The sequence below is a fragment of the Streptomyces sp. NPDC059957 genome (genome assembly GCF_042730015.1).
Lineage (GTDB): Bacteria > Actinomycetota > Actinomycetes > Streptomycetales > Streptomycetaceae > Streptomyces.
In genome coordinates this window covers 16,802-41,520 of the sequence record NZ_JBHWMB010000040.1, presented here as the reverse complement: position 1 = coordinate 41,520, position 24,719 = coordinate 16,802, and the positions used below count along the sequence as shown (strand labels likewise).

25 protein-coding genes are annotated in these 24,719 nt (G+C 71.4%); 14 read left to right on the top strand and 11 right to left on the bottom strand.

Translation table 11 applies throughout. The annotated features are described in order from the left end of the window. Positions 1-27: 27 nt before the first annotated feature. Both ACFWBW_RS25315 and ACFWBW_RS25310 read left to right on the top strand, forming a co-directional pair. Positions 28-267, top strand: a complete 240-nt coding sequence (locus ACFWBW_RS25315) for a type II toxin-antitoxin system VapB family antitoxin (protein WP_385376443.1) — start codon at positions 28-30, stop codon at positions 265-267. After that, the gene (locus tag ACFWBW_RS25310) at positions 264-680 is read left to right on the top strand and encodes a PIN domain nuclease (RefSeq protein ID WP_385376440.1); all 417 of its coding nucleotides are present in this window, start codon (positions 264-266) and stop codon (positions 678-680) included. The genes ACFWBW_RS25315 and ACFWBW_RS25310 overlap by 4 nt, the downstream gene beginning before the upstream one ends. Positions 681-699: 19 nt before the next feature. Here the strand turns inward: ACFWBW_RS25310 and ACFWBW_RS25305 are convergent, their stop codons facing one another. After that, positions 700-1,785, bottom strand: a complete 1,086-nt coding sequence (locus ACFWBW_RS25305) for an alpha/beta fold hydrolase (RefSeq protein ID WP_385376438.1) — start codon at positions 1,783-1,785, stop codon at positions 700-702. Positions 1,786-1,934: 149 nt separating this feature from the next. Between ACFWBW_RS25305 and ACFWBW_RS25300 the strand changes: the two genes are divergently transcribed. After that, positions 1,935-2,819 carry a trypsin-like serine peptidase gene (locus tag ACFWBW_RS25300; protein ID WP_385376435.1) on the top strand — a complete coding sequence of 295 codons (885 nt, stop codon included), beginning with the start codon at positions 1,935-1,937 and terminating at the stop codon, positions 2,817-2,819. On the opposite strand, the gene ACFWBW_RS25295 is transcribed toward ACFWBW_RS25300, so the two are convergent. Then, positions 2,808-3,248: an NUDIX hydrolase gene (locus ACFWBW_RS25295; protein WP_385376432.1), complete on the bottom strand. Its 441-nt coding sequence runs from the start codon at positions 3,246-3,248 to the stop codon at positions 2,808-2,810. The two genes, ACFWBW_RS25300 and ACFWBW_RS25295, sit on opposite strands and share 12 nt — an antisense overlap. 181 nt (positions 3,249-3,429) lie before the next feature. Between ACFWBW_RS25295 and ACFWBW_RS25290 the strand changes: the two genes are divergently transcribed. Next, positions 3,430-3,771: a hypothetical protein gene (locus ACFWBW_RS25290; RefSeq protein WP_385376429.1), complete on the top strand. Its 342-nt coding sequence runs from the start codon at positions 3,430-3,432 to the stop codon at positions 3,769-3,771. Between the two features lie 29 nt (positions 3,772-3,800). Here the strand turns inward: ACFWBW_RS25290 and ACFWBW_RS25285 are convergent, their stop codons facing one another. The 8 genes from ACFWBW_RS25285 to ACFWBW_RS25250 form a co-directional block, all read right to left on the bottom strand. Beyond that, entirely contained in the window at positions 3,801-4,331 is a 531-nt protein-coding gene (locus ACFWBW_RS25285) for a GNAT family N-acetyltransferase (protein ID WP_385376425.1), read from the bottom strand. Positions 4,332-4,386: 55 nt separating this feature from the next. Then, positions 4,387-5,088 (bottom strand): DNA alkylation repair protein, encoded by a 702-nt coding sequence (locus tag ACFWBW_RS25280; RefSeq protein WP_385376535.1) that lies wholly within the window; start codon positions 5,086-5,088, stop codon positions 4,387-4,389. Positions 5,089-5,114: 26 nt separating this feature from the next. Next, positions 5,115-6,380, bottom strand: a complete 1,266-nt coding sequence (locus tag ACFWBW_RS25275; RefSeq protein ID WP_385376422.1) for an MFS transporter — start codon at positions 6,378-6,380, stop codon at positions 5,115-5,117. Beyond that, positions 6,377-6,919 (bottom strand): ArsR/SmtB family transcription factor, encoded by a 543-nt coding sequence (locus tag ACFWBW_RS25270; protein WP_385376419.1) that lies wholly within the window; start codon positions 6,917-6,919, stop codon positions 6,377-6,379. Before ACFWBW_RS25270 ends, ACFWBW_RS25275 begins: the two co-directional genes overlap by 4 nt. A 133-nt stretch (positions 6,920-7,052) precedes the next feature. After that, entirely contained in the window at positions 7,053-8,333 is a 1,281-nt protein-coding gene (locus tag ACFWBW_RS25265; RefSeq protein ID WP_385376416.1) for an ABC transporter permease, read from the bottom strand. Next, entirely contained in the window at positions 8,333-9,103 is a 771-nt protein-coding gene (locus tag ACFWBW_RS25260; RefSeq protein ID WP_385376413.1) for an ABC transporter ATP-binding protein, read from the bottom strand. Before ACFWBW_RS25260 ends, ACFWBW_RS25265 begins: the two co-directional genes overlap by 1 nt. Then, positions 9,100-10,314, bottom strand: coding sequence for a peptidoglycan-binding protein (locus tag ACFWBW_RS25255; protein ID WP_385376410.1), 1,215 nt, complete (start codon positions 10,312-10,314; stop codon positions 9,100-9,102). The genes ACFWBW_RS25260 and ACFWBW_RS25255 overlap by 4 nt, the downstream gene beginning before the upstream one ends. Further along, on the bottom strand, positions 10,311-10,823 hold the full coding sequence (locus tag ACFWBW_RS25250; protein WP_385376408.1) for a hypothetical protein: 513 nt from the start codon (positions 10,821-10,823) through the stop codon (positions 10,311-10,313). The genes ACFWBW_RS25255 and ACFWBW_RS25250 overlap by 4 nt, the downstream gene beginning before the upstream one ends. 90 nt (positions 10,824-10,913) lie before the next feature. Here ACFWBW_RS25250 and ACFWBW_RS25245 point away from each other — a divergent pair, with 90 nt between their 5' ends. Genes ACFWBW_RS25245 through ACFWBW_RS25235 form a run of 3 tightly spaced genes read left to right on the top strand, consistent with a single transcriptional unit; the run spans position 10,914 to position 13,771 of the window. After that, positions 10,914-11,579 carry a response regulator transcription factor gene (locus tag ACFWBW_RS25245; RefSeq protein WP_385376405.1) on the top strand — a complete coding sequence of 222 codons (666 nt, stop codon included), beginning with the start codon at positions 10,914-10,916 and terminating at the stop codon, positions 11,577-11,579. Further along, positions 11,576-12,838, top strand: a complete 1,263-nt coding sequence (locus ACFWBW_RS25240; RefSeq protein WP_385376402.1) for a sensor histidine kinase — start codon at positions 11,576-11,578, stop codon at positions 12,836-12,838. Before ACFWBW_RS25245 ends, ACFWBW_RS25240 begins: the two co-directional genes overlap by 4 nt. Positions 12,839-12,880: 42 nt before the next feature. Continuing rightward, positions 12,881-13,771, top strand: a complete 891-nt coding sequence (locus ACFWBW_RS25235; RefSeq protein WP_385376399.1) for a hypothetical protein — start codon at positions 12,881-12,883, stop codon at positions 13,769-13,771. On the opposite strand, the gene ACFWBW_RS25230 is transcribed toward ACFWBW_RS25235, so the two are convergent. Further along, the gene (locus ACFWBW_RS25230; protein ID WP_385376397.1) at positions 13,743-14,402 is read right to left on the bottom strand and encodes a hypothetical protein; all 660 of its coding nucleotides are present in this window, start codon (positions 14,400-14,402) and stop codon (positions 13,743-13,745) included. The two genes, ACFWBW_RS25235 and ACFWBW_RS25230, sit on opposite strands and share 29 nt — an antisense overlap. 174 nt (positions 14,403-14,576) lie before the next feature. On the opposite strand from ACFWBW_RS25230, the gene ACFWBW_RS25225 reads away from it, so the two are divergent. The 7 genes from ACFWBW_RS25225 to ACFWBW_RS25195 all read left to right on the top strand — a co-directional run bounded on the left by ACFWBW_RS25225 (position 14,577) and on the right by ACFWBW_RS25195 (position 24,581). Next, positions 14,577-15,824 carry an FG-GAP-like repeat-containing protein gene (locus ACFWBW_RS25225; RefSeq protein WP_385376394.1) on the top strand — a complete coding sequence of 416 codons (1,248 nt, stop codon included), beginning with the start codon at positions 14,577-14,579 and terminating at the stop codon, positions 15,822-15,824. A 265-nt stretch (positions 15,825-16,089) separates the two neighbouring features. Further along, positions 16,090-17,037, top strand: coding sequence for an LLM class F420-dependent oxidoreductase (locus tag ACFWBW_RS25220; protein WP_385376391.1), 948 nt, complete (start codon positions 16,090-16,092; stop codon positions 17,035-17,037). A gap of 24 nt (positions 17,038-17,061) precedes the next feature. Beyond that, entirely contained in the window at positions 17,062-17,856 is a 795-nt protein-coding gene (locus tag ACFWBW_RS25215) for an SDR family NAD(P)-dependent oxidoreductase (protein WP_385376389.1), read from the top strand. Positions 17,857-17,971: 115 nt separating this feature from the next. After that, positions 17,972-19,093: an LLM class flavin-dependent oxidoreductase gene (locus tag ACFWBW_RS25210; protein WP_385376386.1), complete on the top strand. Its 1,122-nt coding sequence runs from the start codon at positions 17,972-17,974 to the stop codon at positions 19,091-19,093. A gap of 404 nt (positions 19,094-19,497) precedes the next feature. Further along, positions 19,498-21,237: an amidohydrolase family protein gene (locus ACFWBW_RS25205; RefSeq protein WP_385376383.1), complete on the top strand. Its 1,740-nt coding sequence runs from the start codon at positions 19,498-19,500 to the stop codon at positions 21,235-21,237. 92 nt (positions 21,238-21,329) lie between these two features. Next, positions 21,330-22,772, top strand: a complete 1,443-nt coding sequence (locus tag ACFWBW_RS25200) for an aldehyde dehydrogenase family protein (RefSeq protein WP_385376532.1) — start codon at positions 21,330-21,332, stop codon at positions 22,770-22,772. A 231-nt stretch (positions 22,773-23,003) separates the two neighbouring features. Next, complete coding sequence (locus ACFWBW_RS25195; protein WP_385376380.1) at positions 23,004-24,581, top strand: APC family permease; 1,578 nt, start codon at positions 23,004-23,006, stop codon at positions 24,579-24,581. The last annotated feature ends 138 nt before the right edge of the window (positions 24,582-24,719 follow it).

Sequence of the window (24,719 nt, the reverse complement as noted above, 5' to 3'; positions counted from 1 at the left end):
ATCGGCCCCTCGCTGAGGAGGTTCACGATGACCAGAACCGTGATCGACGTGGATGACGCCCTGCTGGCGGAGGCCGCCGAGCTCTTCGGTACGAAGACGAAGGTGGCGACGGTGAACGCGGCCCTTCAGGACGTGGTCAACCGGCGCAAGCGGGAAGATTTCCTGAACTGGATCGCCGAGGGCGGGCTGCCCGACCTGACGGGCCCGGTCGAGCCGGACACGGAGGATTTCGCGGAGGCGGAGCACGTTCAGGACAGGGCGGCATGACCGAGCGCTTCCTGATCGACAAGTCTGCTCTGGCGCGCTACCCCAAGCCGGCCGTGCACAAGGTCGTCTTTCCGCTCCATGTGGCGGGAGTCCTTGCCGTGTGCGGCGCCGTGGAGCTGGAGGTGATGTACAGCGCCCGCTCGAAGGCCGATGCGGAGCGGGTCCGCAAGGGCATGGGCGCCTTCGACTGGCTCCCCACTCCCGACGAGATGTGGGACCGGGCCTTGGAAGTGCAGAGGCTGCTCATCGAGGCGGGCAACTGGAAGGCACTCTCACTCCCCGGCCTGATCATCGCGGCGACCGCCGAACGGCACGGAGCCACCGTCCTGCACTACGACGGCGACTACGACATGATCGCCAAGGTCACCGGCCAGCCGATGCGGTGGGTCGTCCCGCCCGGCACGGCCGACTGAGGGAGCGCGGCCGGCTCCTTCATGCGTCGCAGGGGCGTTCGGCGGTGACCGCCGGGCGGACGTGGGTGAGGAGAAGCTCCAGGAAGCGGTCCGGGCGGCGATACGCAGCGAAGTGACTGCAGCCCTCGATGAGGGCGAACCGCTTCACCGGAGCCTCGACCTCGCCGAAGAAGGCCTTGGCCGCGGCCGTCGGGGTGAGTACGTCGTGCTCGCCCTGGAAGACGAAGAACGGGATCTCGAAGCGCGTGCCGTCGGCCCGGTCGTCGAGCCCCGCCGTCCCCTCGGTGATCCGCTCCGAGAAGGACTGCCCTCGGAGGAAGTCCCGCAGGTCGCGCAGCGAGTGCAGCGGCGACAGCCACATCGAACCCAGAACCACCTTCTTGAGCGTGGTCAGCGTCAGCGGATCGCTCTGCGCGCTGATCTTGGCGTACTCCGCCTGCTGCTGCGGAGTCCACGCGCGCGGGTCGGCCCCGATCGCCTCGACCTGCGCGAGCCGTTTCGCCTTCCCGGCGGCGCGCAGCCGCTCCCGTAGGGCGTCGTGGGCGGAGGTGTCCCGGCCGCCGGTGTGGATGTTCTGGTCGGTGCCCACGTACGCGGAGTAGAGCTCGGGGTGGTTGCGGGCCAGCCGCAGCCCGAAGACGCTGCCGTAGGAGTTGGCCAGGAGCACCACCCGTTCGGCTCCCAGTAGGTCCCGGGCGTACCGGGTGACCTCCAGGGCGTCCTCGTAGAGCTGCTCGAAGGTGGCCTCGCCCTGGCCCTGCGGGCCGCCGCGGCCGAAGGTCTTGCCGGCGCCGCGCATGTCCCAGCGGACGATCGTGAAGTGGCGCTCCCAACTGCGGGTGCGCGCGGTGTAGATGGAGTTGGCGGCGCCGGGACCGCCGTGGATCTCGACGAGGACCGGATGGGCCCGGTCCTCGCCGCGGACCGAGATCCACTGGTCGATGCCGCCGATGCGGACGAAGCCCTGCTCGTCGATGCCGTGCTCGGACCCGATCCGCAGGGCCTTGGCGGCCTGCGCGCGGCGCAGGGCGCGGTGGGTGAGGAGGGCGGCCGCGGGGGCGGCGAGTGCGGTGGCGGCGGTGACGGCGGCAAGGGTGGCGGTCATTCTGCGTCCTCCGTAAACTGTATCTGTTGGATACAGAGGAGTGTGAGGGGTGTCCGGGGTGGTGTCAACAGCCGGGGCGGGGGCCCCGTTGCCGGGGTTGCCGCGGGCAGGGCATGCTTCCCCGGAGTGAGTGGGGAGGGTTGTCTGTGATGGACAAGCGGGCCGTGGTGACCGCGGTGTTGTGCGCGGTGGCGGCGCTGGGCGCGTCCGCGGCCATGACGAAGGTGGTCCCGGCCGATGACGGCAAGGCGGTCGCGCGCGCGAACGCGGCCCCTCCGGCGACCTCCTCCACGACCCGCCCGTCGCCGTCGCAGTCGTCGTCGCAGTCACCGGAACCGGCTCGGCCGTCCGGTGTTCCGTCCGGTGCGCCGACCCCCGGACCGGCGGTGTCGTCCCCCGCGCCGGGCGGGCCCGCGAGCTTCACCGGGGCGCTGTTCGAGGGCGATGTGACCGGCAAGCACTTCTGTACGGCGACCGTCGTGCACAGCCCCGGGCGGAACCTGATCGTCACCGCCGGCCACTGCCTGCTCGCCGGCCGGGTCGGCGGGGCCGGAGCCTCCTTCGCACCCGCTTACACGGACGGGCGGGCCCCGTACGGCACCTGGAAGATCGCGGAGGTCTTCGAGGACCCGCGCTGGGCGAACGGTACGAACGACGACTACGACCTCGCCTTCGTCCGTCTCGCCCCCGACGCCTCGGGCCGCAACGTCGAGGACGTCACCGGCGCCGCCGTCCTGGACACCACGGGCCGCACGGACGAGCAGGTCACGGTGACGGGCTACCCGTCGGACCGCAAGGTCCCTCGCACCTGTCTGTCCCGCGCGGTGCGGCTGAGCGCCACGGAGCAGCGCTTCGACTGCGCGGACTTCCCCGGCGGCACGAGCGGCAGCGCGTGGATCGCCGGCGACGGAAAGATCATCGGCGTCCTGACCGGCGGGGACACGGACGACGTCTCGACGAGCACGATCCTGACCGACTACGCGGCGCAGCTGTACGCGCGGGCGACGGCCACGGGCGGGCGGTCAGGCGAGTAGCCCCAAGTGCACCGGCTCGGCGGGGACTTCGTCGAGCAGTTCGGCGAGGCGCGGGGGCCACAGCGGTTCGCCGAGGGTGGCGAGGTTCCGCGGAGACAGCCAGCGCCAGTGGGCCTCGGGGTACTCCGGTACCGGATCGCGGTGCGGTCCGGTGGTCACGTAGATGTGCTCGTGCTGGCGTACGGGGATGCCCTGGTGGGTGAAGTCGTGCTCCCAGGTGCAGAGCAGCCGTTCCGGCTCCAGGTCCGTCCAGCCCGTCTCCTCGCGCAACTCCCGCCGCACGCACTCCTCGGGCGTCTCGCCGGGGTCGATGCCACCGCCGGGCGGCAGCCAGTGGATGCCGACTTCCACGTTGTTCTCGCGGAACAGGAACACGGATCCGGCTGGGTTGAGGACGACGATTCTTGCGGCCTGCCGTGGAGTTCGCATCAGACCAGCGTACGACGGGGGGTGCGCGGGGCGGGAGAGGTTTGAAGGGGGGTGGTGGGGGTGGGCCGGCCCCGCGGATCAGGGCCGCCGGGACGCCGGAGGCCCGTCCCAGGCGGGAGAACGTTTCTGGGTGAAGGCCCGGCCGCCCTCCGTGGCGGCGGTGGTGGCGAACCCTCGAGCCGTGGGGTGCGGTCCCGACACCACGGCGGAGAGACTGGCCCGCTTCGGGCCAGAAGCCGCCGACGCCGTGCCCGTCCTCTGGCGCTACTGGCGGCACACCCCGCACTCGTACGAGCGCGCCGACTACCTGAAGGCGCTCGGCGCGATCGACCCCTCCGGTGTGGACGACGCGTACACCGAGTCGCTCTGGGACTGCGAGGAGCGGGCACGGCTCCTGGCCATCGGCTCGGCACCCCGCCACCCGCAGGCCCTGCACCGGATCGCCGTGCTCCGCGACGACCCGATGGAAATGTCAGAGGTACGGGCCGCCGCCGCCGAGCGGTTGGCCCGTGAGGAGTTCTAGGGGTGGGGTGGGGTGAGGTGGCACCACGGCTACCGGTTCGCCGGGCGTTCGAAGACGAGGTTGATGCCCTCGGTTTCGTTTCCGCGTTCGGCGACTTGAGTGAAGCCGAAGCCCGCGAGGGTGGCCAGGGAAGCGGTGTTGTCGGAACGGATCGTCGCCCGGACGGTCCTGACGTCGGGTTCTTCGGCGGCCCTGGCCAGCAGGGCGGTCAGCAGGGCGCGGGCGTAGCCCTGGCGGCGGTAGGCGGACACGACGCTGTAGCCGACCTCGACCACGCCTGCTTCGTCCGGCGGGCCGTGGAAGCCGGCGTCGCCGATGACGGTCCCGTCCGGCTCCGACACTGCGGCCCGGGTGGTCCAGGGCGCGGCGGAGGGGTCCCGGGTGAGCTGGTCGGCGCGGTAGGCGAAGATCCAGCGGGCGCGGTCGGACACGAAGTATTCGTCGAGGTCCACCCCGGCCTCGGCGCTGCCACCTGCGAGGTCGCCGTCGGCGAGGGTCCGTAGGGCCTTCGCGTTGAGCTTGACGAAGCGGACGCGCTTGGGGAGAAGTTCAGTGCTCATCGCGGAGATGCTCACCCAGCGGGTGAGGGCTGTCCACCGCTTTACGGCCCGCCGGTCACGCCGACGCCGCGGCGTCCTTCCGGCGCACCAGCTCGGTGATCCACGCGGGCGCGTACGGAGAGGTGCAGCCAGGGGGTGTCGGGTAGTCCTTCAGGACCTCCAGGCGCTCGCCGATGGCGAGTGCGCGGGCGCGGTACTCGGCGTGCTCGATGCCGATCTGGGCCAGGCAGTGGTTCATCGCCCACTGCAGGCGGTCAGGGGCGTCCTTCATCTGCGCCTCGATGACGTCGAGCAGTGCCGCGAGGTCCAGACCGTCGGGCTTCTTCGCCACCCGATCGGTGGTCAGCGCCCACCCGGCGCTCGCGACCACGGGATCGGGATCCGCAAACCACGCGAGGCGCAGCTCTTCCGCGTGCGGGCTCTTCTTCACCACGTAGTTCACGAGCCAGTCGTGGACCTTGGGCCTGCGCGCTTCGCGCAGCATGGCGTCCAGCTCGTCCCGCCCGAAGGCCTTCGGACGGCAGATCAGGAGCGCCAGGAGCCTGGCGGCCGTGTCACCGGTCTCCCAGAGCCGGCCGGCCAGTTCGTGCTGTGTCTTCAACCGCTTGGCGATCGCGCGCAGCTTGCCGAGGTTCACACCGTGGTCGTCGCCGTGCTTCTCGTTCACCGCACGCGCCTTCGGGTCCTCCAGCGCGGCCAGCTCGGCCATCACCGTCTCGGTCGTCACCGTCTCAGTCGTCACCGTCTCGGCCACCATGGACTCCTTGCCCTCGCGCACGGGATTCAGCGTACGAGGGGATCTGTCGCAGCCGCCTTCGCGGCGTCGCGCAATGCCGCCTCGACCCGGCGGTTGCCGGTCATGTTCGCCGTGATGGCGGTCATGGCGAGGAGGAGGCCGGCGGCGGCGTAGAGCGGGGTGCGGATGTCGTAGGCGGTGGCCAGCCAGCCGCCGAGGAAGGCGCCGAGCGGGGCGGCGCACATGGCGAGCATGCGGGAGGTGGAGGCGACCCGGCCCATCAGGTGGGCGGGGACGATCGCCTGCCGGAGGGAGGGCGCGAGCACCATCGTGGCGCCCATGCCCGCTCCGCAGACGGCGAGCGCGAGGCCGGCGACGTACGGGTTCGGGGCGAGGGCGAGGCCCAGGATGGCGAGTCCCTCGACTGCGGCCGTGCAGGTCAGTGCGGTGCCGGTGCCGAGGCGTCGGCCGAGGAAGGAGGCGATGCCCGCGCCGAGCAGGCCGCCGGTGGCCTCCGCCGTGAGGAGCAGGCCGAAGCCGAAGGTGTCGATGCCGAGACGGTCGTGGGCGAAGAGGGCGAGTACGGTCTCCACGGCGAGGAAGGTGACGTTTCCGACCGCCGGGCGCAGTGCGAGCCCGAGCAGCAGCCGGTCCTTGAAGACGTACGAGGCTCCGGCCCGTGCCTGCCGCAGCAGCGACTCGCGCGCCTCAGGCCGTACGGGCCGGGGCGTGGCGGGCAGCGATCGTACGAGCAGTGCGGACAGGGCGAACGACATCGCGTCGGCGAGCAGCGGAACCGCCCGTCCGAGCGCGAGCAGGGCGCTGCCCGCGGGCGGCCCCGCGAAGCCGGAGGCGGCGGTCTGGGTGCCGCGCAGGCGGGAGTTGGCGCGCTCCAGGAGCGCGGGATCGCGGCCGAGCAGATCCGGCAGGTAGGCCGTGGCGGCGGTGTCGAAGAAGAGCCCGCCGAGGCCGAGCAGGAAGGCGACGGCCGCGAGCAGCGGAATGCTCAGCAGGTCGAGCGCGGCCGCTGCCACCGGTACCGCGAGCAGCACCGCGCGTCCGGCGTCCGCGACCCACATGGTGCGCCGACGGTCCCAGCGGTCCACCAGGGCGCCGCCGAGCACCCCGAAGAGCAGCCACGGCAGGGTCCCGGCGGCCGTGACGACGGCGAGCGCCATCGGATCCCGCGTCAGCGTGAGCGCGATCAGCGGCAGCGCGGCGTGCATCACGCCGTCCCCGAGGGAGGACACGCTCTGCGCGGTCCACAGCCGTCCGAAGCCGGCGGGGAACTTCTGTATGTCCGAGGTGGTCACTTGGCGTCCCCCTCGGCGGTCTGGTCGCGCCGGGCCGGGTGGAACAGTGCGAAGACGAGCGACGCGTCCGGCAGGGAGGGATCGGACAGCTCCCGGTACTCGTCCGCCAGCGCCTCCAGGCGCGCCCCCAGCTCCGCGAACTGTTCGTCGGTGAGGCGCAGATGCGCCATCCGTACGTGGCGTTCGCCCGCTGCCGGCGCTGCCTCCAGGTCCGCCACCGCGTGCCGCATGAGCAGGTCCGGCCCGCCCTCGCCCGGATCCGGCAGCTCGATCGACCGCGCGGCCATCGCGTAGTACCGCTCGGTGACTCCCCGGACCTTCCGCGTGCGCACCACCTTGACCAGGCCTGCCCGTTCGAGCAGCCGTACGTGGTAGCTGGAGCTCCCCTTCGCGAGGCCCACGCGCTCGGCGATCTGCGTGATCGTCGCGGGCTCGAAGCGGAGCACGGCCATGATCCGGTGGCGCGTGAGGTTGGAGACGGCGCGCAGCTGTTCGTCCGTGGTGACGTGGAAGGTCTCGGGGAGATCATCGGTAGGCATGTGCCCAATGGTCAACACTTCTTGACCATTGGGCAAGGGGTTTTCCGTATGAAGATCCGGAAGCCCGGCCTCCCCTCCTCCGCCCGCCCGCCCGCCCGCCCGCCCGGCCCGCCCGGCCCTACCCCGCCCTGCCCTACCCCGCCTGGAGCGCCAGCGTCGGCGAGAGCCTTGCCGCGCGGACCGCCGGGTAGAGGCCTGCCACCGTGCCGATGGCCAGAGTTGAGGCGAAGCCGCCCGTGACGGCCCAGAGGGGGACCACCCAGGGGAGGTCGCCGGCCCGGGCGTACACGGCCGTGGCCGCGCCGCCCGGCACGATGCCCGCCAGGCCGCCCAGGCCCGACAGGAGCAGGGACTCCGTGACGAACTGGATGCGGATCTGGCCCTTGGTGGCGCCCAGGGAGCGGCGCAGGCCGATCTCGTGGCGGCGTTCCAGCACCGAGATGATCATGGTGTTGGCCACCCCGACCCCGCCCACCAGCAGGGCGATGCCGCCCAGGCCGAGGAGGAGGGTGCTGAAGGCGCCCTCGGTGGCTGCCTTCGCCTGGAGGGCCGCCGACGGGTCCGTGACCGCGACCGTGCTCGGGCTCTCCGGGTTGGCCGCCTTGGCCATGAGGCCCCGGACCTGCTGGACTCGGTCGTCGGCGGAGCGCTCGTAGACGGACGTGGGGTGGCCGTCGAAGCCCAGGAGGCTCTGGGCGGCGTCCCAGCCGATGAGTGCCGAGCGCTCGATCTCCGGGGCGAGGGGGATCGGGTCGAGGATGCCGATGACGGTGAAGTACTGCCCGGCGATGAAGACCTGCCCGCCCGGCGCCGTCATGCCCAGGCGCTCGGCGGTGACGTGTCCGAGGACCACGGACGGGTAGCGGCCCGTCGCGTCGTTGAGCCAGCTCCCGCTCTGCATCCGGGCCCGGAGCGTCTTCAGGAGCTCGTCCTTCGCCGCCTTGAGCGCGATGCCGCTGGTCTCCTCCTTCGGGATGTTCTCGCTGCGGCGGACGGACTCCGCCACGTCGCCCGTCGTGCCCACCGATTCGACTCCGTCGATCCGGGCGATCATGCCGGGGGCGTCCTTCGGCAGCTTGGTGTCCTGTCCCGAGAACATCGACGGGGCGGGTGTCGCGACCATCATGTTCGTGCCGAGCTTGTCGAGTTCCTGGAGCAGCTTGGCCTGGCTCGACGAGGAGATGCCGACGACCGCGATCATCGTCGCGATGCCGATCGCGATCCCGAGCGCGGACAGGAACACGCGCATGGGCCGCGAGCGCAGCCCCGCCGATCCCACGTGGAACACGTCCCGGGGGCCGAGGCGCGGCGGAGACAGCCTGCGGGCCTTCTGCTCGGCGCGGCGGGCCTTCCGCTCGGCACCGCGCGCCTTCTTCTCGGCCGCCCGGGGCTTCGTACGGGTACCGGAACCCATTACGCGCCCACCCCCAGCGTGTCCGTGTCGGCGCCCGTGTCAGCGCCCGCAGTCGTGTTCGTGTTCGTGCTCGGGTTCGCGTTCGCGTTCCACACGTCCGCCACGATCTCGCCGTCGCGGATGCGGACCTGCCGGGGCAGGCTCGCCGCGATCTCGTTGTCGTGGGTGATCACGGCGATGGTGGCCCCGTCCTGGTTGAGCTCGTGCAGCAGTTCCATCACCGACTCGCCGGACGCCGTGTCCAGGGCGCCCGTCGGCTCGTCGGCGAGCAGCAGGTCCGGTTCGCCCGCCACCGCGCGGGCGATGGCCACGCGCTGCTTCTGTCCGCCGGACAGTTCGTGCGGCCGGTGGTCCATGCGGTCGCCGAGCCCGACGCGCTCCAGGGCGCGTTCCGCCCGCCGTCCGCGTTCGGCGCGGGACAGGCCGGAGTAGAGGAGTCCCTCGGCGACGTTGGCGCGGGCGCTGATGCCGGGGACGAGGTGGAAGGACTGGAACACGAAGCCGACGTGGCGGGAGCGCAGGGCCGAGAGGGAGCGGTCGGAGAGGCTCGCGATGTCGTACCCGGCGATGGCGACGCGGCCGGCGGTTGGCCGGTCGAGGGTTCCGACGATGTGCAGGAGCGTGGATTTGCCGGAACCCGACGGTCCTACGATGGCGAGGAGCTCGCCGTTCAGGACGGTGAGGTCGACTCCGCGCAGGGCCGCGACCCCGCCGGGGTACTCCTTGGTGACTCCGGTCAGTTCGACGACCGCGTGGGCGTGTTTGTTCATGACTCGGGAACTCCTACGAGCATGCCCTCCTTGAGGGCGTCCCCCTTCACCTCCACCCGGCCCTGGCCGAACATGCCGAGCTCGACCTTGACCTCGCGGACCTTGCCGTCCTCGACGACCTGGACTCCGAAGCCGCCTTCGGCGAGGGCGAGGAGCGAGTTGACCGGTACGGAGAGCACCCCCTTGCGGACCTCGCCCGTCAGGCCCACCGAGACCGGGGACTGGTCGGGGCCCGTGGCCTCGGCGGGGTTGTCGAGGGCGATCTCGACGTCGACCTTCGGCTTCTTGTCACCGCCTCCGCCACCGCCCCCGCCGCCCGAGGACGGGTCCTCGCCGTTGGCGGTGGCGCCGATCGAGCTGATCTTGCCCTTGCCGGTGCCCCCGCCGGGCAGGCTCACGGTCACCGGGTCGCCGGTCTTGACCTTGCCCGCCTTGGTCACGTCGAGCTGCAGGCGGACCATCCGCTCGGTACCGGTCAGGGTCATGACGGGCTTGCCGGCGGCCGCCTCGTCGCCGATCGCCATGTCGTTCTTCTGGATCCGCTGGGGCCCGGAGGCGAAGGCGATGTCGCTCTTGCCGACCTCGCCCCTCTCCTTCACCTTGTGGGACTTCTGCCAGCGCTTGACGGCGGTCGCCGTCCCGGCGGTGAAGGTGCCGTCCGTGGCGTCCAGGCCGGTGCCGAAGCCGAGGGCCTGCAGGTTCTGCTTGAGCTGTTTGACGTCCTCGCCCTTGTCCCCGGACTTCAGGGACCGGTACATGGGCGTGGCGCCGTACATCAGGCGCACCGGCTTGCCGTTGACCTCGTAGAGCTTGCCGTCACGCTCTACGGAGGAGCCGGCGGGCGCCACCCAGGTCAGGGTCGCGGACCCGGAGCCGGAGCCGGACCCGGAGCCCGCCCCCGCCCCGCCGGCGCCGGGGGCTCCGCCCGTCCCGCCCGCTCCGCCCGCCGCGTCCGCGCCCACCGCGTTGAGCTTGCGCTCCTTCGCGAAGCCGAGCGTCCCGTCGGCCTTGAACCCGGCGCTCAGGTCGCTGCGCGTGACCGGGGACGTGGCTCCCGGCAGCCCGTTCGCGCGGTCCTGCTTTGAGCCGCCGCCGCCGCTGCCGCCGCTGCCGCCGTCCGTCCCGGCCTGGGCGACGACCGCGTACCCGCCGCCCGTGACGGCGAGCACGACGGCCAGCGAGCCCAGGAGCCACCTCCTGCCCTTGCTCACTTGTCCTCGCTGCACTTGTTCAGCTGGGCCATGAAGGCGTCCTTGTCGGCGCCCTCGGGCAGGGATATCCCGCTCCGCGCGTTCCCGTTGAACTCCGGGTCCGGCATGTCGAAGCCGTTGTCCCGCATGCACTTGGCCTGCTTCAGGGCCTTGTCCTTCTCCGCCTGCGAGATCTCGCCACCGGAGCCGGGGCCCTTCATCCCGCACTTCTCCATGGCCTTCTTCAGGACCTCCTGGTCCGCGCCCGCGCCCAGCGTCATACCGCGCGGGTCCTCGCCGGGCTTCGGGTCGGGGGCGTCGACGCCGTTGTCGCGCAGGCACTTGCGCATCTTGAGGGCGTTGTCGGCGTCCGCGCCGCCACCGCTGCCGCCCGTGCCGCTCGAGTTCGAGGAGTCGTTCTTCTCGTCCTTCTTTCCGCCGGAGCCGCCGGCGCCGCCCGTGCACGCGGTGACGAAGAGGGTGAGGCCGGTGAGGAGCGCGGCCGTGGTCATGGTCGTGGATCGCTTCATGGGCCCGAGCCTGCGCGAACAGCGGGTTTCGCTTCTCTAACGGCTCGTGCTTACAACGGCGAAATGCCGCTCTCCGGTAGAGAGGACGCCATGCGAGTTCTGGTGGTGGAGGACGAGGAGTTCCTGCGGGAGATGATCGCCGAGGGGCTGCGCGGCGACGCGCTGGCCGTCGACGAGGCGAGCGACGGGCTGGAGGCCCTGAGCCGCCTGCGCCTGGGCGCGTACGACGTCCTGATCCTCGACCGCGACCTGCCCGGCCTGCACGGCGACGAGGTCTGCCGCCAGGTGGTGCGCGAGCGGCTGCTGACCCGCGTCCTGATGCTGACGGCCTCCGGCACCGTACGCGACCGGGTGGAGGGCCTCGGCCTCGGCGCCGACGACTACCTCACGAAGCCCTTCGCCTACGACGAGCTGCTCGCCCGCGTCCTGGCGCTCGGCCGGCGCGCCCAGCCGGCCCTGCCGCCGGTGCTGGAGCGGGCGGGGGTGGCCGTGGACGTCGCGCGGCGCACCGCTACCCGCGAGGGGCGCAGGCTGGCGCTCTCCCGCAAGGAGTTCGCCGTGCTGGAGTCGCTGCTGCGCGCCGAGGGCGCGGTCCTGAGCAGCGACGACCTGATCGAGCAGGTGTGGGAGGAGGACACCTCGTACAGCACCAACGCGGTACGTGTGACCCTGAGCAAGCTGCGCGCCAAGCTGGGGGAGCCGCCGCTGATCGAGACGGTCCCGGGCGCCGGATACCGGATCGGTGATCCACGATGAGAGCAGTGCTCCACTCCGAGCGCGCCCGTCTCACCGTCCTCTACGGCTCCCTGCTGCTCCTCGCGGGCGGCGGCCTCATCGCACTGATCAACATCCTGCTCCGCAACGGCCTCTACAGCCGCATCAGCGGCGCCGTCACCACCACCACGACCATCGTCCCGGCCATCAAGGGCACCCCGCCGGCCTCGATCCCGGGCCAGCGCCTGCCGGTCCCCGCCGAGAAGCTCGACTCCGGCGCCACCCCCGGCCCCGAACAGCTCGAACAGTGGCGGGCCACCCGCAACCTGACCACGGCCGTCGAGCAGGCCACCCTCCACGAGCTCCTGGTCGTCTCCCTCCTGGCCCTGGCCGTCTTCGCCGTCCTGTCGATCTGGCTGGCCTGGTGGATGGCCGGCCGCGTCCTGCGCCCCGTCGGCGTGATCACCGAGACGGCCCGGCGGCTGTCCGGCGCCAACCTCCACGAGCGGATCGGCCTCCAGGCCCCGCCCGGCGAACTCAAACGGCTGGCGGACACCTTCGACGGGATGCTCGACCGGATGGAGGACCTGGTCGGGGCGCAGCGCCGGTTCGCCGCGAACGCCGCCCACGAGCTGCGCACCCCGCTCGCCGTGCAGCGGGCGGCCGCCGAGATCGGGCTGGCGGGGGAGCCGCCGCCGGAGAAGGTGGCCCGGATCCGCTCCAAGCTCATCGAGGTCGCGGACTCCAGCCGGCACCTCGTCGAGTCGCTGCTCCTGCTCGCCGTCTCGGAGGAGGGTCTGGAGGCGACGGAGCCGGTGGACCTGGCGCGGCTCGCGGAGGCGGAGCTGGCGGGCATCGAGGGGACGGCCCCTCAGGACCTGCTGGTCGTACGGGATCTCGGGCCGCTGACCGTCGCGGGCGACCGGACCCTGCTGGGCCACCTCGTACGGAACCTGCTGGCCAATGCCGTACGTCACAACCGCGCGGGCGGCCGCCTGGAGGTGGCGACCTCCCGGGAGGGGGTGCTGACGGTCTCCAACACCGGTCCGGTGATAGAGCCGGCGGACGTGCCGCGACTGCTGGAGCCGTTCCGGCGGCGGGCGGAGCGGCAGCACACGGCGGGCGAGGGCGCCGGGTTGGGGCTCTCGATCGTCGCGTCGATCGCGCGGGCGCACGGCGCGGAACTGACGGCTCGGGCCAATCCGGCGCCGGGTGGCGGGCTGACGGTCCGGGTCTGGTTCCCGGCCGAGTCGCCGGCGCCACCGGCGGCGCGACCCGCCGAGGAAACGCCGGGAGCTTGACCGGTCAACAAAAATGAAGATCGGCTGTGTACGGTCGGGTCAATGAGCAAGCACGCCCGAGCCGGCTCCCGCGCGTCCCGTCCGTCCCGCACACCCGGGGCGTCCCGCCCGACCCGGCGCTTCCGCGCCGGTGGTGCGCGGCGCGCCGGCGGTGCCCCGCGCGGTTCCCGGGCTGCCCTCGGCTCGCGCCCGCTCGCCTTCGCGGCCGCGCTCGGACTGCTCGGCTTCGGCGTGGGCTGGGCGTACCTCGCGCAGGACCCGCCGGCCAACGCCGCGGCCCTGGCCGCCTCCGACGCCCGGCCTCCGGCCGAGGAGCGGGCCGCGCGGGCCGCCGAGCGCGACCCCTTCCAGGGCCTGCCCGAGGTCAGCGAGCAGACCCGGGCGAAGATCCCCGCGGACGCCCGCCAACTGATCCTGGTCACCGGCAAGGCCAAGGACTCCTCGGAGTCCACCGCGGCCCTCTACACCCGCCCGGAGACCGGCGCCGACTGGCTGAAGAGCCACAGCTGGCCCGCGCGCAACGGAGCCAAGGGCTGGTCCACGGAGCGTACGTACGGGGACCTCACCTCCCCCGAGGGCGTGTTCGCGCTGACCGACGCGGGCGGGCTGCTGACGAAGCCGCCGGGCACGAAGTTCCCGTACGACCAGGACGCCTCCTTCGTGGCGACGGGCCGCGGGGTCAACGGGGAGTCGCTGCTGGGCTCCTTCGACTACGTCGTCGCCATCGACTTCAACCGCAAGACGGGGGTGAGTCCCCTCGACCCGACGAAGCCGGACGGCGAGGACAAGGGCGGCAACATCTGGCTCCACGTGGACCACGACGGCCCCTCCCAGGGCTGCGTGGGCATCCCGAAGGCCGCGATGAAGCAGGTCCTGCAGACCCTCGACCCGGCGGCGAAGCCGGTCATCGTGATGGGGCCGCAGGGCTTCTGAGGTCCGCCGCCACGCCGGACCGCCCGCCCGCCGGGTTCCGGGCCAGCAGCGCGATGTAGGCGAGGTCGAAGACCGCGCACATCAGCCCCAGGCCGAGGATGAACGGGGCGTCCTCGATGACGCCGAAGAGGAAGGTCGGCGCGAGCGTGCCGATCCATTTGGCGACCGCGATGACCAGGGACTGTCCGAGCGGGCCGCGCCGGCTCGCGTAGAGGGCGATGAACAGCCCGGACATCAGCAGGTTCTGCAGGAACGCCGAGTACCGGCTCGCGTCGTGCGCGCCGAAGTGGGCGAGGAAGAGCCACTGCACGGCGAAGGCGCTCGCGAAGAGGAGCACCGTCCAGACGGCGAACAGCGGCCGGGTCACGAAGCCGGGCAGCTCGGCCCGCCCGTAGCGCAGGTACGTGTACACGATGACGATGTCGGCGAGGGCCCACACCACGTTGACGACGCCCTGGGCCGAGAGGCCGGTACGGATGTCGTTGACGGCGTAGGTGGACTCCCACGCGAAGTTCAGCGCGAGCGCGGCGACCGGCATCGCGTACGTCCGGTCCCGCAGCCCCACCCGGATCGCCTCGGCGTACACGAGGGTCCACGCCATCCCGCTGACCAGTGTCAGAAACAGTTCCACGCGCGGCACCCTAGCGGTCGGCCTTGCACCTGCACAGCCTTTTGCGAGGCCCGCCGGTCCCGGTGCAAAGGGCCGGGTCTATGCTCCAGGCACTCGTTTCCGCGTTCCGGAGGGGGGCCGCCTCCGGTGGGACCTGTGCGAACGCGGATGTTTCGTACGGATCCGGGGGATTCTGTGAGCCTTTCCGTTCCGCGGGCCGTCCGCGGTGCGCTCGTCGCCGCCACGGTGCTCGCCACCACCGCCGGCCTGCTCGCCGCCGCCTCGTCCGCCGAGGCGGCGAGCGGGTACGACCGCTGCGCCCAGGGGCAGGTCTGCGTGTTCAGCGGGTCGGCCGGCACGGGCTCGATGATGGTCCTCACGAAGAGCCTGCCCAGCCTCGGCGACTGGGACGACCGCATCAGCTCGATCGCCAACTACAGCACGTACACGGTGTGCTTGAGCGCCGGGCCGGACTACGAAGACTACGGCAGGTCGTACCCCGACGAAGAGGTGTCCTTGGCCGAGCGCGACCGCCCGGATCTGGACAACAACATCAGCTCGATCGAGCTCTTTCACGGGCAGCAGGACGATTGCGGTCTGGCCTACTACCCCTCGACATGGCACGACCAGTCGCCGCGGCTGCGTCCCTACTCCACGGCCGCCGAGAAGGCCTTCGGCGACCTCAACGGTGACGACCGTGCCGACCTGCTCGCCCGCAACCGCTACAGCGAGGTCTGGTACTGGGCCCCCGCACATGAGTGGAACGCGACCGAACCGTTCGAACGCATTCGCACCGGCTGGACTGGGATGAGCCAGATGCTGCGCCACGGCGACTACAACGGAGACGGAAGCGAGGACGTGTTCGCCCGGGACAAGAGCGGCGTCCTGTGGTTCTACCCCGGCACCGGCTTCGGCACCAGCAAGCGCCTCGGTACGCGTGTCCAGCTCCCCGGCACGTGGAACGCAATGCGTGACATGGCTGCGGCCGGAGACCTGAACGGTGACGGCAGGCGGGATCTGCTCGCGGTCGACGCGGCCGGTGTGCTGTGGGCGTACCCGGGCAACGGGAAGGGTTCGTTCGGGACGCGCAAGAACCTCGGTGGCGGCTGGGGCGTGATGAACGAGCTGGTCGGTGCCGGTGACATGAACTCCGATCACCGCTCCGACCTCGTGGCGCGGGACACGACCGGCCGGCTGTGGCTCTATCCGGGCAACGGCCGCGGCGGCTTCGGCGACCGGCGCCTGATCGGCACCGGGGGCTGGAACGGCTTCAAGGAGCTGACAGGGGTCGGCGACTACAACGGCGACGGTCACCCCGACATCCTGGCGCACGCGCACCAGGACAACTCCGTACGCATGTACCCCGGGACAGGTGCATCGGACGGCCACCTCGGCCGCCCGGTGGCCGTCATCCAGACCTCGGACGCGCACCTCGTGTTCTGAGCCCGCGGCACCGGCCACCCACCCGGGGGGCCGCGTCCCCCGACCATCGAGACCCCGCGCCTCCGGGCGCGGGGTCTCGTGCGTGTCGGGGCCCGGTCCGCGGCCGGCCCGGCGCGCACGATCGCCCACTCGGCTCCGGCGGTCATCGGACGCCGCCGGGTCGTCGTCTTCGCGTCAACCCCTTGCCTGACGGACCGTCAGCTACGACGATGGCCCCCGCACCGGTATGACGAATCGGCAGTCGAGGACGAGGCGGGTACGGCTCATGGCGCGCGTGTTTCCGGAAGGTCGGCTGGTCTACGGGATGCAGCTCCCGATCCAGTCGCAGAGCACCATCTACGCCGAGCCCTGGGAGGCCACGGCCGGCGCGGCCGACCTCGCCGCGGTGGCCAGGGCCGCCGACCGGGCCGGCTTCGGCTACGTCGCCACCTGCGACCACGTGGCCATCCCGCGGCACATGGCCGGCCCCATGAGCACCATCTGGTACGACCCCGTGGCCACCCTCTCCTTCCTGGCCGGGATCACCGAGAACGTGCGGCTGCTGAGCCACGTCGCGATCCTCGGCCTGCGCCACCCGCTGCTCAGCGCCAAGCAGTACGCCACCGTCGACCACCTCTCCGGCGGCCGGCTGATCCTCGGCGTCGGCGCCGGGCACGTGAAGGAGGAGTTCGAGGTGCTCGGCGTGGACTTCGCGCGCCGCGGGGCCGTCCTCGACGAGACCCTCGACGCGCTGCGCGCCGCCCTCGGCCCCGAGGAGTACCCGGAGTTCGAGGGCGAGCTGTTCTCCTTCAAGGACCTCGGGCAGCTGCCCCGCCCCGTCCAGTCGCGGATCCCCGTCTGGGTGGGCGGCTCCTCGCCCGCCGCCGTCCGCCGGGCCGCCGTGCGCGGCGACGGCTGGCTCCCGCAGGGCGACCCGCTCGACAAGCTCCCGGCGCAGATCGCCCGGATCAAGGAGCTCCGCGCCGAGGCCGGGGTCACCGGACCCGTGGAGTTCGGCGCGATCACCGCGCCGCTGTACGTCGGCGAGCCCGGCTGGGACACCGGCCGGCGGACCCTCACCGGCAAGGCGGAGGCGCTCGCCGAGTCGCTGCGCGCGTACAAGGCGATCGGCATCGACCAGATCCAGGTCCGCTTCCGCAATCGCGACCGGGCCGAACTCATCGATCAGATCACGGCTTTCGGGTCCGAAGTGGGCCCCCTCCTCAACGACTAGCGACTAGCGACTAGGGGTGAACGCATGGGCAAGGCAGGCAAGCTGGACGGACGCGTCGTCATCATCACGGGTGCCGCGCGCGGCCAGGGCGAGCAGGAGGCCCGGCTCTTCGCCTCCGAGGGAGCCAAGGTGCTCCTGGGCGACGTACTGGACGAGCAGGGCGCGGCGGTCGCCAAGGAGATCGGCGAGGACCGCGCCCGGTACGTACGGATGGACGTGAGCCGGGAGGAGGACTGGGCGGCCGCCATCGCGGCGGCCAAGGAGGCCTTCGGCGAGGTCAACGGCCTGGTCAACAACGCGGGCATCCTGCGCTTCAACGAGCTGACCGCGACCCCGCTGGAGGAGTTCCAGCAGGTGGTGCAGGTCAACCAGGTCGGAGCCTTCCTCGGCATCAAGTCGGTGGCCCCGGAGATCGAGGCGGCCGGAGGCGGCACGATCGTCAACACCTCCTCGTACACCGGCCTGACGGGCATGGCGTACGTGGGCACGTACGCGGCGACCAAGGCGGCGATCCTCGGTCTGACCCGGGTGGCCGCGCTGGAGCTGGCCGCGAAGAACATCCGGGTCAACGCGATGTGCCCGGGGGCCGTGGACACCCCCATGGCCACCCCCGGGCACGTGAACCCGGCGGACCTGCCGCAGGAGGCCAAGGACGCCATGGCGGAGCTCTACAAGCGCGTGGTGCCGATGGGCCGGGTGGGGCAGCCGGAGGAGATAGCCAAGCTGGCGCTGTTCCTGACCAGCGAGGACTCCTCGTACATCACCGGCCAGCCGTTCGTGATCGACGGCGGCTGGATGGCGGGCGTCAGCATCGCCTAGCTCCTGGCGACAGGATCTGATGGAGCGTCAGGTATTGACGCTCCCGCCCTCGCGATGGAACAGTCGTGACATCGAATCTGACGCAACGTCAGAAACAGAAGGACGGTGAATCCCCTTGGAATTCGGGCTCTTTGTGCAGGGATACGTGCCTGAGGCACGGTCCAAGGTCGACCCCGAGGCAGAGCACAAGGCGCTGATCGAGGAGACCGAGTACGTCATCCAGGCGGACAAGTCCGGGTTCAAGTACGCCTGGGCCTCCGAGCACCACTTCCTGGAGGAGTACTCGCACCTGTCGGCGAACGAGGTGTTCCTCGGGTACCTCGCTCACGCCACCGAGCGCATCCACCTCGGCTCCGGCATCTTCAACCCGCTCGCCCCGGTCAACCACCCGGTCAAGGTGGCCGAGAAGGTCACCATGCTCGACCACCTCTCCAAGGGGCGCTTCGAGTTCGGCACCGGCCGCGGCGCCGGCAGCCACGAGATCCTCGGCTTCCTCCCCGGCATCGAGAGCATGGACGGGACCAAGGAGATCTGGGAGGAGACCATCGCCGAGTTCCCCAAGATGTTCCTCCAGGAGGAGTACGAGGGGTTCCAGGGCAAGCACTGGTCGCTCCCGCCGCGCAAGATCTTCCCCAAGCCGTACGGCAAGGGCCACCCGGCCATGTGGTACGCCGCCGGCTCCCCGGCCTCGTACGCCATGGCGGCCAAGAAGGGCCTCGGAGTCCTCGGCTTCAGCGTCCAGAAGGTCTCCGACATGGCCTGGGTGCTGGACCAGTACAAGACCGCGATCCAGGAGGCGAAGGCCATCGGCGCCTTCGTCAACGACAACGTCATGGTCACCTCGACCGCGATCTGCGCCGAGACCCACGACAAGGCCGTCGAGATCGCCGTCAACGCCAACATGAACCGCTTCCAGTCGCTGGTCTTCCGCTACCACGACACCTTCCCGCGCCCCGAGATGATCCCCGAGTGGCCCGAGATCCTCCCCGAGTACAACGCGGAGATCATCGAGCTGCTGATCGCCGAGGAGCTGCTCATCTGCGGCGACCCGTCCGAGGTCCGCGCGCAGTGCAAGCGCTGGGAGGAGGCCGGCGCCGACCAGCTCTCCTTCGGTCTGCCGACCGGCGTCTCGCCCGAGGACACGATGACCACCATCAAGCTCATCGGCGAGCACGTCATCCCGCACATCGACACCGACCCGGTGCACCGCACCACGCGCTTCCGCCAGGCCGTCTGACCCGGCGGGGGAACGGGGGCGGCGTCTTCCCGGACCGCCGCCCCGCACCGGCCCCGGCCGGAGTTGTGCCGTGGCTGCGGCCGGCCCGGCAGGCTCCGGCCGGGGTCCTGACGTGCGGGCGCGGCGCCGCTCCCGGGGACCAGCCCCCGGACCCCCGCTCCTCAAGCGCCGGAGGGGCTGGATTTGGCTGAGGTCGGCCTCCTCCTGCACCTCGCTCGTGGGCGCGGCCCCATGTGCCTCCGGCGGCGCCTCAAACGCCGGCGGGCCTGGATTTCGGCCGACGTCAGCCCGCATATGACCGCCGGCGGTCTGGAAGATCCAGCCCCTCCGGCGTTTGAGGAGCGGGGTCTGGGGCGGAGCCCCAGGAGACGGCGCGGAACGCGAATACCGGCAGAGAGGACGTCATGCTCGACCACCTGATCAAAGGCGCCACCGTCGTGGACGGGACCGGCGCCCCGGCCCGCGTGGCCGACGTAGGGATACGCAACGGCCGCATCGCCGTCATAGCCCCGCCGGGAACCGTCACCGAACCAGCGGCGAGCAGCGAGGACGCGACCGGCCTCGTCCTGACCCCCGGGTTCATCGACCCCCACACGCACTACGACGCCCAGCTCTTCTGGGACCCGTACGCGACCCCCTCCATGAACCACGGAGTGACCACCGTCGCGGGCGGCAACTGCGGATTCACCCTGGCCCCCCTCAACCCCGCCCGCCCCGAGGACGCCGACTACACCCGCCGCATGATGAGCAAGGTCGAGGGCATGGCGCTCAAGGCCCTCGAGGAGGGCGTCGACTGGACCTGGTCCACCTTCGGCGAGTACCTCGACGCGCTCGACGGCCGCATCGCCGTCAACGCCGGCTTCATGGTCGGCCACTGCGCGCTGCGCCGGCACGTCATGGGTGAGGACGCCGTCGGCGGCCAGCCCACCGAAGAGCAGATGCAGGCGATGCTCGACCTGTTCCACGACGCCATGAACGCCGGCGCCTGGGGCCTGTCGACCACCCAGTCATCCACCCACTCCGACGGCTCCGGCGCCCCCGTCGCCTCCCGGCACGCCAAGCCCGAGGAGCTCCTCGCGCTCTCCCGCGCGGTCTCCGAGCACGAGGGCACCCAGCTCGAAGCGATCGTCGCGGGCTGCCTCGACCAGTTCGCCGACGAGGAGATCGACCTCTTCGTCGAGATGAGCGCCGCCGCCGGACGGCCCCTGAACTGGAACGTGCTCACCATCGACGCCTCCGTCCCCGAGCGCGTGCCGCGCCAGCTGATCCCCAGCGAGCGTGCCCGCAAGGCCGGTGGCCGCATCGTCGCGCTGACGATGCCGATCCTGACCCCCATGAACATGTCGCTGGGCACCTTCTGCGCCCTCAACCTCATCCCCGGCTGGGGCGAGATCCTGGGCCTGCCCGTCCCCGAGCGCATCGCGAAGCTCCGCGACGCCGACGTGCGCGCCGAGATGCTGGTCCGCGCGGCCAGCAAGGAGGCCGGGGTCTTCCGGCGCCTGGCCAACTTCGGGCGCTACGTCATCGGCGACACCTACAGCGAGGCCAACGAGGGGCTGTCGGGCCGCGTCGTCAACGACATCGCGGCCGAGCGCGGCCAGGACGCCTTCCAGTGCCTGGTGGAGATCTGCGCCAACGACGACCTGCGTACGGTGCTCTGGCCCATGCCGACCGACAACGACCCGGCGAGCTGGGCGCTGCGCGCCGAGACCTGGCAGCACGAGGACGTCATGCTCGGCGGCTCCGACGCCGGAGCCCACCTGGACCGCATGTGCGGAGCCCCGTACACGACCCGGTTCCTCGGGGACTGCCTGCGCGGCCGCAAGCTGGTGCCGCTGGAGCAGGCGGTACGGATGCTCACCGACGACCCGGCCCGGCTGTTCGGGCTGCGCGAGCGCGGCCGGATCACCGAGGGCTTCCACGCGGACCTGGTGCTCTTCGACCCGGAGCGGATCGAGGCGGGACCCGCGACGCTCGTGCACGACCTGCCCGGGGACAGCCCGCGGCTGGACGCGCGGGCGATCGGCATGGTGTCCGTACGCGTCAACGGCGTGGAGACCATCCGCGACGACGAGGTGACGGGGGCGATCCCGGGGATCGTGCTCCGTTCGGGCCGGGACACGAGGACGGTGAGCACCAGGTGAGCAGCGCTACGGACAGGCCGCAGAAGGACAACCCGCAGAAGGACAACCCGCAGAAGGACACCCCGCAGAAGGACACCCCGCAGAAGCTCTACATCGGCGGCGAGTGGGTCGAGCCGGCCGGCGGGTACTACGAGGTGGTCAACCCGGCCGACGAATCCGTCGTCGGGCTGGCCCCCGAGGCCTCGCGCGGCCAGGTCGAGGACGCGGCGCGCGCCGCGGCCGCGGCCTTCGAGGGCTGGTCCCGGACGAGGCCGGAGGAGCGGGCCGCGATCCTGGACCGGGCCGCGGACATCATCCAGCGCGAGTACGAGCCCTGGGCGGCGCTCGCCCAGGCCGAGACGGGCGCCCCCACCGGGATCGCGCGCGGCATGCAGGTCGGGGTGGGCGTGGCCCGCTTCCGCCGGTACGCGAAGGGCGCGCTGGAGCCGGTCGAGCGCGGGCTGCCGCCGCAGGTCACCGAGGCCGGCCCGATGGGCGCGGCCAGCATCCTCGGTGCGCTGGAGGTGCGCCAGCCGGTCGGGGTGGTCACCTGCATCACCTCGTACAACAACCCGTGGGCCAACCCGGCGGGCAAGGTGGCCCCGGCGCTGGCCATGGGCAACACGGTGGTGGTCAAGCCGGCCCCGCAGGATCCCCTGTCGGTGTTCCGGATGGCCGAGGCCCTGCACGAGGCCGGGGTTCCGGCGGGCGTGGTGAACGTGGTCTCCGGCACCTCGGTGGAGGTCGGCGAGGCGGCCGTGGACTCCCCGGACGTGGACATGGTGTCCTTCACCGGTTCCACGGGCGTCGGGCAGCGCATCGCCGAGGTCTGCGGCCGCACGATGAAGCGGCAGCTGATGGAGCTGGGCGGCAAGGGCGCGGCGATCGTCCTCGCGGACGCCGATCTGGACGCGGCGGTGATGGGGATCGGCACCACCTTCTCCTTCTACTCCGGGCAGATCTGCACGGCTCCGACCCGGGTGATCGTCCACCGGTCGGTGTACGAGCAGCTGGTGGAGAAGCTGCAGGGCTATCTGGCCTTCATGAAGGTCGGCGACCCGTCGGTGCGCGGCACCGTGGTGGGCCCGGTCATCTCGGCGGCGCACCGGGACCGCGTGGAGTCGTACGTGGAGCTGGGCAGGAAGGAGGGCGCCCGGATCGCCTTCGGCGGCGAGCGCCCGGTGGTCGGTACGGAGGGAAAGGGGTTCTACGTGGCCCCGACCCTCCTCGTCGACTGCACGAACGACATGCGCGTGGTCCGGGAGGAGATCTTCGGGCCGGTCGTGGTCGTGGTCCCCTTCGACGGGGACGACGACGAGGCGGTGGCGCTGGCCAACGACAGCGACTTCGGCCTGATCAGCTACGTGTGGTCCGCGGACGCGTCCCGCGCATTCCGCGTGGCGCGGCGGCTGCGGGCGGGCGGGGTCGGGGTCAACACCATCGGGCGGAACATGGAGGCGCCGTTCGGCGGCTTCAAGCGCTCGGGGGTCGGCCGGGACGTGGGCTCGTACGCACTGCACGCCTACAGCGAGATGCAGTCGATCGTATGGGCGTGACCAAAAGTTGACCTGGAAAGTTTGAAACCGGTCAAAACGGACAGTGCTGCGGTTTCCGCATAGCGAAATTAAAGGTCCAGGCCTGCCGAAACGATGATCGGCGGGCCTGTGAACCTTGTATTACATCCTCGTGAAGACTCTCGCCCTCGAGATTCCAAGGACTTTGGACGTGCGGTGGACCGGACTTGAGTCCTCCAGATGTGGAAAACGCAGCGTCTAACGTCCTGACCTATGACACAGCTGGACGCCCGGCCCCCGGCCGGAGACACGGTAGGCGGAGCCACCCCCCAGGGTGGCTCCGATGGTGATGTGCGCGGCAAGGGCCTCGGCAAGGGATCCGTCGGCCTCGTGGGAAGCGCCGTCATCGGCATCTCCACCGTCGCCCCCGTCTACTGCCTCACCTCGACCCTCGGCTCCACCGCCGGAGAGGTCGGCGTGCAGATGCCGGCGATCTTCCTGGCCGGCTTCCTGCCGATGCTGCTGGTCGCCTTCGCGTACCGCGAGCTCAACAAGGCCATGCCGGACTGCGGCACCTCCTTCACCTGGACCGTGAAGGCCTTCGGCCCGCGGATCGGCTGGATGTGCGGCTGGGGCCTGGTGATCGCCACGATCATCGTGCTCTCCAACCTGGCCGGCGTCGCCACCTCCTACTTCTGGCTGCTGGCCGGCGAGATCACGGGCAACGCGTCGATCGCCGCCCTGGACGACAACAAGCTCGTCCACATCGCCACCTGCCTCACCCTGATCGCCGTCGCGACCGCCATCAGCTACCGCGGCATGACCGCCACCAAGGGCGTGCAGTACGCGCTGGTCGGTCTCCAGCTCGCCGTCCTCGCCATCTTCGTGGCGATGGCCTTCCAGAAGGCCTCCGCGGGGACCTTCGACACCGGCCTGGAATTCTCCTGGCAGTGGATGAACCCCTTCGCGGTCGAGTCCATGGCGGCCTTCACCGCCGGACTCTCGCTCTCGATCTTCATGTACTGGGGCTGGGACGCCTGCCTGGCCACCAACGAGGAGACCACCGGCTCCGCCAAGACCCCCGGCCGCGCCTCGCTCATCGCGATGGTCGTCCTGGTCGGCTCGTACCTGGCCACCGGCATCGCCGCCCAGATGGCCGTCGGCTCCGGCACCGAAGGCCTCGGCCTCGGCAACCCGGAGACCTCCGACAACGTCTTCGCCGCCCTCGCCGGCCCGGTCATGGGTCCCTGGGTGCTCGGCGTCCTGCTCTTCGTCGCCGTCCTGGCCTCCGCGACGGCCTCCCTGCAGACCACCTTCATCCCGGTGGCCCGCACGGTCCTGGCCATGTCCACGTACGAGGCGCTGCCGCCCTCCTACGCCAAGGTCCACCCGAAGTTCAAGACCCCCGGCCGCGCCACGATCATGGCGGGTGTCGCCACCGGCGTCTTCTACACCGTGATGACCCTGATCAGCGAGAACGTCCTCACCGACACGATCTTCGCGCTCGGCCTGATGATCTGCTTCTACTACTCGCTGACGGCCTTCGCCTGCGCCTGGTACTTCCGCGGCGAACTGCGCCGCTCCACCCGCGACCTGTTCTTCAAGGGCGTCTTCCCGGTCATGGGCGGCCTGCTCCTGGCGGCCGTCTTCTTCAAGACCCTGATCGACATGTGGAATCCGTCGTACGGCTCCGGCTCCACGGTCCTCGGCGTCGGCAGCGTCTTCATCATCGGCGTCGGCCTGCTGGCCCTCGGCCTGGTGGTCATGTTCGTCACCGAACGCCGCAGCCCCGCCTTCTTCCGCGGCGAGGTCCTGACGAAGTCCACCCCGTCCCTGGTGGTCCAGGACTGACCCCGGGGGCCCCGCGCCCCCGCACCCCCGCTGTGTCATGCACGCCCGCGGGGCCCGGGCGAGCCTCCCATGCGGGGGGGGGGGGGGTGGTGGGCGGGGGGGGACCGCACTCCCAAGGGGGGGGGGGGGGGGGAGTAG

Bases quoted from the DNA above. Each gene is read 5' to 3' on its own strand.
- ACFWBW_RS25315 (WP_385376443.1), top strand. From the start codon at position 28: ATGACCAGAACCGTGATCGACGTGGATGACGCCCTGCTGGCGGAGGCC.
- ACFWBW_RS25310 (WP_385376440.1), top strand. From the start codon at position 264: ATGACCGAGCGCTTCCTGATCGACAAGTCTGCTCTGGCGCGCTACCCC.
- ACFWBW_RS25305 (WP_385376438.1), bottom strand. From the start codon at position 1,785: ATGACCGCCACCCTTGCCGCCGTCACCGCCGCCACCGCACTCGCCGCC.
- ACFWBW_RS25300 (WP_385376435.1), top strand. From the start codon at position 1,935: ATGGACAAGCGGGCCGTGGTGACCGCGGTGTTGTGCGCGGTGGCGGCG.
- ACFWBW_RS25295 (WP_385376432.1), bottom strand. From the start codon at position 3,248: ATGCGAACTCCACGGCAGGCCGCAAGAATCGTCGTCCTCAACCCAGCC.
- ACFWBW_RS25285 (WP_385376425.1), bottom strand. From the start codon at position 4,331: ATGAGCACTGAACTTCTCCCCAAGCGCGTCCGCTTCGTCAAGCTCAAC.
- ACFWBW_RS25280 (WP_385376535.1), bottom strand. From the start codon at position 5,088: ATGGTGGCCGAGACGGTGACGACTGAGACGGTGACGACCGAGACGGTG.
- ACFWBW_RS25270 (WP_385376419.1), bottom strand. From the start codon at position 6,919: ATGCCTACCGATGATCTCCCCGAGACCTTCCACGTCACCACGGACGAA.
- ACFWBW_RS25265 (WP_385376416.1), bottom strand. From the start codon at position 8,333: ATGGGTTCCGGTACCCGTACGAAGCCCCGGGCGGCCGAGAAGAAGGCG.
- ACFWBW_RS25260 (WP_385376413.1), bottom strand. From the start codon at position 9,103: ATGAACAAACACGCCCACGCGGTCGTCGAACTGACCGGAGTCACCAAG.
- ACFWBW_RS25250 (WP_385376408.1), bottom strand. From the start codon at position 10,823: ATGAAGCGATCCACGACCATGACCACGGCCGCGCTCCTCACCGGCCTC.
- ACFWBW_RS25245 (WP_385376405.1), top strand. From the start codon at position 10,914: ATGCGAGTTCTGGTGGTGGAGGACGAGGAGTTCCTGCGGGAGATGATC.
- ACFWBW_RS25240 (WP_385376402.1), top strand. From the start codon at position 11,576: ATGAGAGCAGTGCTCCACTCCGAGCGCGCCCGTCTCACCGTCCTCTAC.
- ACFWBW_RS25235 (WP_385376399.1), top strand. From the start codon at position 12,881: ATGAGCAAGCACGCCCGAGCCGGCTCCCGCGCGTCCCGTCCGTCCCGC.
- ACFWBW_RS25220 (WP_385376391.1), top strand. From the start codon at position 16,090: ATGGCGCGCGTGTTTCCGGAAGGTCGGCTGGTCTACGGGATGCAGCTC.
- ACFWBW_RS25215 (WP_385376389.1), top strand. From the start codon at position 17,062: ATGGGCAAGGCAGGCAAGCTGGACGGACGCGTCGTCATCATCACGGGT.
- ACFWBW_RS25205 (WP_385376383.1), top strand. From the start codon at position 19,498: ATGCTCGACCACCTGATCAAAGGCGCCACCGTCGTGGACGGGACCGGC.
- ACFWBW_RS25195 (WP_385376380.1), top strand. From the start codon at position 23,004: ATGACACAGCTGGACGCCCGGCCCCCGGCCGGAGACACGGTAGGCGGA.